Below are 2,039 nucleotides of genomic sequence, written 5' to 3'. Positions count from 1 at the left end.
GGTCGATGCCGACCCGCGCGAAGCTCTGGCGGAAGAATTCGCCGGCCCGCTGATAGGACTCGCCATAGGGCGGCACGATATACTTGATCTCGGCGCGCTTGCCGTTGGCGCCAGGCTTCAATCCCATGTCGTCGAGCAGGGCCTTGGCCTTGTCGACCGAAAACTCGTAGCGCTTCACGTTCGGATCGTAGAACCGCGTCTTCGACGAGATCGGTCCGGTCGCCACCTTGGCATTGCCGAAATAAACCCGCTTGCTGAACGCCTCGCGATCGATCAGGTGCATCACCGCCTGCCGGAACCGCTTGTCGTTCATCGGCGCGATGCGGTTGTTCATTTCGAGCCACTGATGCGGCGCGAAATACTCGTAGCCCTTGGTGGTGAATTCGAGGTTCTTCTGCGCCTTGAAGCGCTGGACGTCATAGAATTCGACGTCGGACCATTGCACGAGCTGCACCGTGCCATTCTCGAGCGCCAGCGCGCGCGAGGCCGCATCCGGAATCACGCGGTAGACGATTTCGTCGAGATAGGGCTGGTCCTTTTGATAGTAGCCGTCGTGGCGGACGAGATGAACATGCGAGCCGCGCACCCACTCCTTCAGCTTGAAGGGGCCGGTGCCGATCGCCTTGTCGTTCTCCGGGTTCTTGCGGTAGTCGGTGCCGTCATAGATGTGCTTCGGCACGATCGGGGCGGACGTGCAATCGAAGCAGCCGATGAAGGGCGCGAACGGCTGCTTCAGTTTGAACACCACGGTGAGCGGATCGGGCGCCTCCGCCGACGCCACGCGTGCGAAGTTTTGCCGTGCGCGCGGATGCGTCTCCACCAGCAGCTTCATGCAGCTGAAGACCACGTCCTCCGAGGTCATTGGCTTGCCGTCGTGGAAGGTGATGCCCGGAAACAGCTTGAACGTATAGGTCAGGCCGTCGGGCGAGATCTCCCACGATTGCGCCATGCCGGGCATCGGCTTGAGATCGGCGCCGTATTTCAGCAGGCCTTCGTAAATCTTGCCGCCGAGCGTCAAGGTCGGCTGCTGCTGGTTCAGCGCGGTCACCAGAACCGGCGGCTCGGGCTGGATGATGGTGTTGAGCGTTCCACCGCGGGTCTGGCCCGCCGCCCGCGTGATGCCGAACGGGATGGCTGCACCGCAGGCCAGCATTGCCTTGGTGAATTCGCGTCTGTTCATCGGACCTCTCCGTCTCCGCGCTCTCACATTCGATTTCGGCGAATGCCGCGGGGTGAGGCATTGTTGCCAAACGCCATAGCCCGCGCTACCTGAAGGGGGACAACAACCATCGCGATCGGGCCAAGTGGCCCGGAAGATGCATGAGCACCCTGCGAAAACGACGATCGATCAGGAGCTCACGACACTTGAAAGTCGCAGCGCGACGAAATGACACCACCGGCTTGCGCGTTTGCCGCAAGCAATCAGGTCCCGCAGCGGCCGCGCACTATGCCGGGCAGCTGCAACAGGTCGAACGGCCGCTCGCGGCGATGGCGGCCTCCTATCCGAACGAAAGCACCAGCGCGCGACACGCGCACCGACGCGATCAATTCATCCTGCAGACCGCGGGCGTGACCTCGATGATGACCGAGCGCGGCCATTTCGTCGTGCCGCCCGGCCACGGTCTGTGGATTCCGGCCGGCGTCGCGCACCAGTCGCGGGCCTGGGGCGAGGTCGAGATCCAGACCATCTATGTCACGCCTGACCGCATCAGGAATGCTCCGGCGACGTGCCGCCTGATCAGGGTCTCCGCGCTGGTCGAAGCGTTGATGGAAGAAGCGGTGCACATGCCGACCCGTTACGATCCGGAAGGACGCGACGGCAGGCTGGTCGATTTCCTGCTCGACGAGATCGGCAGGATGCCGGAAGTGTCGCTGCATGTGCAGGTGCCGCCCGATCCACGGCTCGCCGCGATCTGCGAAGCCGTGCTGGTCGATCCGAGTTCCGATCTCACGCTCGACGAATGGGCCGATCGCTGCCAGCTCAGCCGGCGGACGCTGACACGTCTGTTCCGGCGCGAGACCGGCCAGAGTTTTGCGGC

The 2,039-nt window shown here is 63.4% G+C and carries 2 protein-coding genes; one reads left to right on the top strand and one right to left on the bottom strand.

All coding sequences use genetic code 11. From position 1 onward, the window contains the following. Positions 1-1,180 (bottom strand): ABC transporter substrate-binding protein (locus PMN64_RS42750; protein WP_411785103.1); only part of this gene is annotated, 1,180 nt, incomplete at its 3' end. Positions 1,181-1,365: 185 nt separating this feature from the next. On the opposite strand from PMN64_RS42750, the gene PMN64_RS42745 reads away from it, so the two are divergent. Further along, positions 1,366-2,039, top strand: a 674-nt coding sequence (locus PMN64_RS42745; RefSeq protein ID WP_411785102.1) for an AraC family ligand binding domain-containing protein, incomplete at its 3' end; no start/stop codon positions are given.

Source organism: Bradyrhizobium sp. UFLA01-814 (genome assembly GCF_046718885.1).
Lineage (GTDB): Bacteria > Pseudomonadota > Alphaproteobacteria > Rhizobiales > Xanthobacteraceae > Bradyrhizobium > Bradyrhizobium elkanii.
Note: the sequence above shows the minus strand (reverse complement) of the source record. Positions and strands in the feature narration are given on the sequence as shown.